General features: G+C 36.4%; 5 protein-coding genes. 4 read left to right on the top strand and 1 reads right to left on the bottom strand.

Features of this window, described 5'->3' with window-relative positions; translation table 11 throughout:
* Positions 1 to 3 precede the first annotated feature (3 nt).
* From PR800_RS16010 to PR800_RS16025, 4 genes are all read left to right on the top strand, one after another.
* Complete coding sequence (locus PR800_RS16010; protein WP_272531133.1) at positions 4 to 1,464, top strand: FAD/NAD(P)-binding protein; 1,461 nt, start codon at positions 4 to 6, stop codon at positions 1,462 to 1,464.
* 3 nt (positions 1,465 to 1,467) lie between these two features.
* The gene (locus PR800_RS16015) at positions 1,468 to 2,481 is read left to right on the top strand and encodes a methionine ABC transporter ATP-binding protein (protein WP_272531134.1); all 1,014 of its coding nucleotides are present in this window, start codon (positions 1,468 to 1,470) and stop codon (positions 2,479 to 2,481) included.
* Entirely contained in the window at positions 2,478 to 3,146 is a 669-nt protein-coding gene (locus PR800_RS16020) for a methionine ABC transporter permease (protein ID WP_102137580.1), read from the top strand. The genes PR800_RS16015 and PR800_RS16020 overlap by 4 nt, the downstream gene beginning before the upstream one ends.
* Before the next feature lie 372 nt (positions 3,147 to 3,518).
* Entirely contained in the window at positions 3,519 to 5,285 is a 1,767-nt protein-coding gene (locus tag PR800_RS16025; protein ID WP_229597465.1) for a potassium/proton antiporter, read from the top strand.
* A gap of 236 nt (positions 5,286 to 5,521) precedes the next feature.
* Here the strand turns inward: PR800_RS16025 and PR800_RS16030 are convergent, their stop codons facing one another.
* On the bottom strand, positions 5,522 to 5,815 hold the full coding sequence (locus tag PR800_RS16030) for a helix-turn-helix domain-containing protein (RefSeq protein WP_102137798.1): 294 nt from the start codon (positions 5,813 to 5,815) through the stop codon (positions 5,522 to 5,524).
* Positions 5,816 to 6,981 lie beyond the last annotated feature (1,166 nt).

Here is a 6,981-nt window from a genome sequence, read left to right on the forward strand (position 1 = left end):
TCAATGGAACTGATTATGGGTTTAGAGGCATTAGAAGCGCAAATAAAACAAGATTTGCAGTATTTAAATTTACCAATAACGTCTTGGTCATTATCAAAAAATAACCCTGAAAACCAAATTATTGATGTCGCTATCATTGGTGCGGGTATGTCAGGAATTACAGCCGCATTCGCTCTGAAATTACGAGGTATCAATGCAATTGTTTTCGACCAAGCCCCTGCTGGCAAAGAAGGCCCATGGCAAAGCCCTGCATTAATGGAAACATTGCGTTCCCCAAAACATGTGGTTGGCCCTGCGCTTGCATCCCCCTCTTTAACTTTTCAAGCTTGGTTTAAAGCCCAGTTTGGCATTCAAAAATGGGATGAACTCGATAAAATTCCACGTTTGCAGTGGGGAGAATATCTGCAATGGTATAAAACCATGACAGAACCCTATGTACTTAATCAATACCAATTAGTCGATGTGCAATTAAACGATAGCTACCGTGAATTAATTTTTGACACTCCTAACGGTACCGTCAGGTATCAAGCGCAACATGTTATTTTATCGACGGGTATGGAGTCTTTTAGTGAAGCTAATATCCCTAGTTTTATGAATGATATCCCAACGACCTATTGGGAACATTCATATGCAGGTACTGACTATCGTCGTTTTAAAGGCTTAGACATTGGTGTTGTTGGTTATAGTGCCGGTGCGATGGATAGTTCAGCAACGGCATTAGAAAATGGTGCTAATTCAGTTGAGATTTTGATCCGCGCTAGCGACATGCCCCGAGTAAATCGAGGAAAAGTTGCTGGAAGTGCAGGATTTACCAATGCGTATACCTATTTTACAGATGCTCAGAAGTGGCATTACACTGATTATGTTGCCAAAGCCAAAACGCCAGCTCCTCATGGCAGCACGTTGAGAGTTTCTCGCCATAAAAATGCTTATTTCAATTTCAATACCCAAGTTAAATTTATTGAATTGAAAAATAAAAAATTGCATGTCACAACAACAACAGACAAATTCGTATTAGATTATTTAATCTTAGCAACTGGCTATCGGATTAATTGGGCCAAACACAGCGCTTTTCATCAATTATCTCCGCTAGTTAAAACATGGGGGGATGCATACACGCCATCCATTCATGAAGAAAATGCAGAGTTAGCTTCACACCCTTATTTAGGTAATCATTTTGAATTTCAAGCTAAAAACAAGTCAGATACATTAAAAATCAATCAGTTATATTGTTTTAACTTAAGTGCATCGCTCAGTATGGGCCCGGTCATAGGGTTAATCCCTGGAACGAATATTGGGGCAGAACGATTGGCTGACCATATTGCAGCTCAATTGTACCTAAGCTACCAAGAGCAACACCTTGAGCAAGTTAAAACTAGCCAAGAAGCTGAATTATTGGGGGATGAGTGGCAACCCGCTGTACCGCCTTCAGAACGTGTGCAATTAGCTGATAGTGTAGAGTAGATTATGATTACCTTTCAAAACATTCAAAAAGTTTATGAAAAAGATGGGCAGTCTTTAGTTGCATTGCAAGACATTAATTTGCATATCAATAAAGGTGATATCTTTGGGTTTATTGGTTATAGCGGGGCTGGTAAAAGCTCACTGATCCGTTTGGTTAATCAATTAGAAAAGCCAACCAGTGGTGCCGTTATTATCAATGGCCAAAATATTGCTGAGCATACCCCAGCAGAAACGCGCTCACATAAAAAAAGCATCGGTATGATTTTTCAGCATTTCAATTTGCTAGAAACGAAAACTGTTGCTCAAAATATTGCGATGCCCTTATTACTCTCAGGTGTCAATAAACAAGAAATCAATCAGCGAGTTGATAGCATTCTTGAATATGTCGAGCTTAGTGATAAAAAAAACCAATACCCAGGGCAGTTATCTGGTGGGCAAAAGCAGCGTGTGGGTATTGCGCGTGCCTTGATCAACAACCCACAAATTTTATTATGTGATGAGGCCACTTCAGCACTCGACCCGCAAACAACGCGCTCAATTTTGCAATTACTAAAAAAGATCAACCAAGAGCAGCATATTACTATTTTGCTAGTTACTCACGAAATGGAAGTTATTGAGCAAATTTGTAACCGTGTTGCTGTTATGGGGTCTGGCAAAATTGTCGAAGAAGGAACTGTACTTGATATTTTTGCCAACCCACGCCATGACACAACCAAGAAATTTGTAGGAACCGTATTAAACGAAGAAATTCCAGAACGCGTTCTGCATAACTTAGAACATCAACAAGATGTTTATCGTCTTGAATTTTTAGGGGCTTCCGCACAACAACCTGTCGTTAATGAGTTAATACTCAAAGAAATTGTCAAAATAAATATCTTATTTGCCAATATGAAAGAGATCAGTGGTGTCGTGCTGGGCAGTATGTTTGTCCAATTTATTGGTGATAAAGAAAAAATTGATGAAGCCGTCTCTTTTCTTCGCCAACGCGGAGTTGCAGTCAATCCGGGGGCACTATGACACAATTATTCGAAACCGCTTTAACGGCGAAACAGTTTTTATTAGCGATGTCAGAAACCTTTACGATGGTCAGCATTGCGCTCGTATTAGGTTCTATATTTGGGATCCTATTAGGTATCGTACTTGTTGTAACGAGGCCAGAGGGTATTTGGGAAAATAAATGTATTTATCGCATTGTGAACCCGATAATTAATATTATTCGTTCATTGCCTTTTATCATCTTATTAGTTGCGATGATCCCCCTTACACGCTTTATGGTAGGAACCTCAATAGGAACAACTGCAGCAATTGTGCCATTAGTGATTTTTATTGCCCCCTATACTGCACGTTTAGTTGAAAACTCATTACTCAGTGTACATTCAGGTATTATTGAAGCGGCTGATTCTATGGGAGCAACAAATTGGCAAATTGTTTGGCACTTTATTTTACCTGAAGCGAAATCATCATTAATTCTAAGTTTAACCGCTGCCAGCATTACTTTAGTTGGTGCAACCGCAATGGCAGGAGCCGTTGGTGGTGGAGGTGTCGGTGACTTAGCACTAAACTACGGCTACCAGCGTTTTGATAATGTTGCAATGGCTATCACCGTTGTTACATTAGTAATTATCGTACAAGGCATGCAATTTATTGGTGACTATTTAGCGAAAAAAGCGCGCTTCCATTAGTCATTAGTTTCGTGGAAAAGGTCGAAAATATATTCGGCCTTCTCTCTTTTACCTTACTTTATAAGTGTCGATTATCCCCCTTAAGACTTGTGGCGAGCCCCAACACCATAATTATCGTTAATAGAAAAAATTAACAATAAAACTCACTCTAGTGCTTACTTATTCATATCTATCAATTTTTTACGTGTTTTAACGCTTTTTTATAGTGAGAAATGCGATAAATAATCAAATTATTTAAATTTATTTATATTATAATCATGTAGATATATATTTTAATGGATGTTATCCGCTTTTCGCTAAAATAATCTATTCTCAATGTATATTTAGTCGTCTTGCTATTTTGTTGTTTTTGCTTTCTACGCGCGCTTTACGATGCATCGTCAGCGTTTTATTCACTTACAGATTAAACTGATTATGCCAACTATTGAACAGCTCATTTTATTGATTTCTATACTCATTCTTTTGGGAATTTTCTCTAGCAAACTGTCCGCTAGGCTCGGTTTACCCATGCTTGTCATGTTTTTATTTGTTGGCATGCTAGCGGGTGAAGATGGGATAGGTAAGATTACGTTTGATAACGTTAATGTTTCGTATGCCGTTGGCTCTCTCGCGCTTGCTTTAATTTTATTTGATGGGGGTCTACAAACATCAGTAAAATCTATTCGTCTAGTTTGGAAACCGTCTTTTACACTAGCAACGCTAGGCGTTCTTGTAACCGCTGGGGTGACTGGTCTCGCGGCTGCTTATATCCTCGACGTCCCTCTTCTGGAAGGGCTATTACTAGGCGCTATCGTCGGTTCTACCGATGCTGCCGCCGTCTTTTCCTTACTGCGCAACGCGGGGATCTATTTAAATGAACGCCTGCAATCGACGTTAGAAATAGAAAGCGCAACCAATGACCCGACAGCCATATTCTTAACTGTTGGCTTATTACAACTCTTAATGAATCCACAAGCTTCAGGTAGTGAATTAATTCTGTTATTTTTTAGTCAAATGGGGATAGGTACAGTTGTTGGCTTAAGTGTTGGCTGGGTTTCAGTCAAAATTATCAATAAGATTAAACTAATCGCAACTGGGTTGTATCCTGTGCTTGTCGCTGCTTGTGGGTTGCTTTCTTTTGGACTCGCGAGTAATTTAGAAGGTAGTGGCTTCTTATCTATTTTTGTTACTGGTGTGGTGATTGGTAACCATCGGTTTGTTTTTCAACGCAATACATTTTTGTTTCATGATGGATTAGCATGGCTAAGCCAAATTATCATGTTTGTTATGTTAGGGCTACTTGTCAACCCAAGTTCTCTAATTGAAGTCTGGCTTGAGGGTTTAATTATTGCTCTTGTCTTAACGTTTATCGCAAGGCCATTAGCTGTAATACCGGTTCTAAAATTATTTGGTTTCCCTAAACCTGAAATTACATTAATTTCTTGGGTAGGATTACGTGGCTCTGTCCCTATTATTCTCGCCATTTTCCCATTTATCTATGGTTTACCTAATGCCCATCTGATTTTTGACGTGGTTTTCTTTGTGGTATTAATTTCAGCAACATTACAAGGTTCAACCTTACCTTATGTTGCACGTAAATTAAATTTAATGCAGCCACCGCCATTGATCCCTGCAGCAACGTTAGATATTACCGCGGTAGACCAAATAGATGCAGATTTAGTGGAATATACATTAGGTGAGGATTGCGCTGTAGTAGGTCGTCGATTATCACAACTTGCATTACCTGACCAAACTGTCATTGCTATGATCACGCGAGAAAAAAGTGTTTTACCGCCAAGGGGGTCAACTACGCTTCATGCTGATGATCATTTATTTGTTGTTCTTAAACCTGAAAATCGTATTTTTCTTGAACATCTATTTTCAGAAAAAAACATCTCTGAAAACACGCCTATTGAACTACCCGATACCGGGTTAAGTTTAAAAGGAACGACTCGGTTAAATGAGATCCACTCATCTTATGGTATCCAAATTGATAATGGTGATGAAAGAACCCTTAACCAATTTATTTATGCTTCTATATCGGAACCTTTACAAGATACCGTCATGAAATTAGAACAACTGCAATTAAAAATTGGAGAAATGATAGGCACACGCATCATAACCGTAATATTAGAACCTATTAAAGCGCAGGAAGGTTAATTACACATAAATGTGCTAGAGATAATGACTCTAATGTTAAGTAATAATTAGTTCAAAGATACAAAAATAAAAGCCCTTTCGGGCTTTTATTTGTTCTTTTATGAAACCTAGGATAATAATAGATATTGTCTTATTTAAACTATAAACAGCAAATGTATTTAATTTACGTTCCTAATTTAAACAGGTAAGAATGAGAGCTAATTATGTTTCATTCTGGGACAATATGGTTTATTCGGCTATATAAGGGTGTATGCAGAACTTTCAAACCCTTTATTAGCTGTGTCCTCATCTACTTGAGTATCCTCTTGTAGGACTTCACTAAAAAACTCACCCATGTTAACGTCTAAAACTTTTAGCACTCGAACAAGACAGTCTATATCAATACGATTAACACCACGCTCGTAACGAAATAGCTGCTGTTCACTTATATCTATCTCTTTAGCTAACTGAAAAACAGTAAAGCCTTGAGCTCTTCTAAGGGCTTTTATTTTTTGTCCAACTGCACAAGCGACAGGATATTTCGTGTTCATAAACATTCTCGCTTCAATTTATTATTAAGGAAATAAAAATTAACAGATAATTACCTGCATATTTTATTTTTTATATTTATGTGTATAACAGTGATAATGCTATAGACGATTCAGCATATATCGGAAAGAATGATATACTACCCTTATAATTAGTTTCAACTAGTCCTAAATTGACATTGCAACTATGTAACAAAGTATTTCATGCTATACATTATGCATTTAAAAGCAAAATAACACTTTAAAATCACTCAGTTACACCAAATATGTGTAATTTCATTTGATAGTAATCCAAAAGACACCCCTCCGCCCTCGGAATATTCATCTAAAAAAGACCCGCATGACCGATGTATAACCTAAAAATAAAGGAAATAAATAGAATTATTTAACACTGTAACAATATTAATGTTATTGATACAATTTAACATGGTCTGAAATGATAAAACCTGTATTCATGATACTTTTATGTAAAAAATAGTAAAAACAGTCAATTTTATCTCTAAAATTCTCTAATTTGACAAAATATCAGTACATTAAAAAACCAGCTAGTCTGTTACAATTAGTAAAATACTAAATTTTTAAAGTAGCAAAATATGGATTTATTATATTCAAGTACCAAACATAACAAAACCATAACGTTAAGAAAGCTTATTATTCATTTTACTAGATGAATATCACAAAATTATGAAAAATAATTTTCATCGACAATGCGTTTTTGATTTAACTGTTTTTTTGTTTTTTACTGTGTGCAAACTGACGTAAAACTTCAAAAACAAACAAAATCACAGGATTTATTGCTATATTATAGTATCTTACATTTACTATATAATAATATTCGTTTATAAAAAATTATATTTACTTTTTCTATCCCACACTCGATATTTATCCTCGCAGCTTTATTCTCTCATTTATACATAGTGAAATCATTATATTCTATAGCGTACCAAATATATCCTGCTAGTACCATATTGAAACTTAGATGTAAGTACTAAAGGACTTTTATAAGATACATTCTGAATTATTCTGCATATAAAGCGAGTGACGCGATCATTAATTTTTGCCCCTTTATCATGCTACTTAGAGAATGTAACTTACAAAACATGTGTATATTCGTTAGATTTAATCTGTAATAAAGTTATGTTTGATTTCTAATGACTTGAGATGGTGAG

Origin of the sequence: Providencia sp. PROV205 (assembly GCF_028479505.1) — a bacterium.
Taxonomy (GTDB): Bacteria; Pseudomonadota; Gammaproteobacteria; order Enterobacterales; family Enterobacteriaceae; genus Providencia; species Providencia huaxiensis.

Bases quoted from the DNA above. Each gene is read 5' to 3' on its own strand.
- PR800_RS16010 (WP_272531133.1), top strand. From the start codon at position 4: ATGGAACTGATTATGGGTTTAGAGGCATTAGAAGCGCAAATAAAACAA.
- PR800_RS16015 (WP_272531134.1), top strand. From the start codon at position 1,468: ATGATTACCTTTCAAAACATTCAAAAAGTTTATGAAAAAGATGGGCAG.
- PR800_RS16020 (WP_102137580.1), top strand. From the start codon at position 2,478: ATGACACAATTATTCGAAACCGCTTTAACGGCGAAACAGTTTTTATTA.
- PR800_RS16025 (WP_229597465.1), top strand. From the start codon at position 3,519: ATGCATCGTCAGCGTTTTATTCACTTACAGATTAAACTGATTATGCCA.
- PR800_RS16030 (WP_102137798.1), bottom strand. From the start codon at position 5,815: ATGAACACGAAATATCCTGTCGCTTGTGCAGTTGGACAAAAAATAAAA.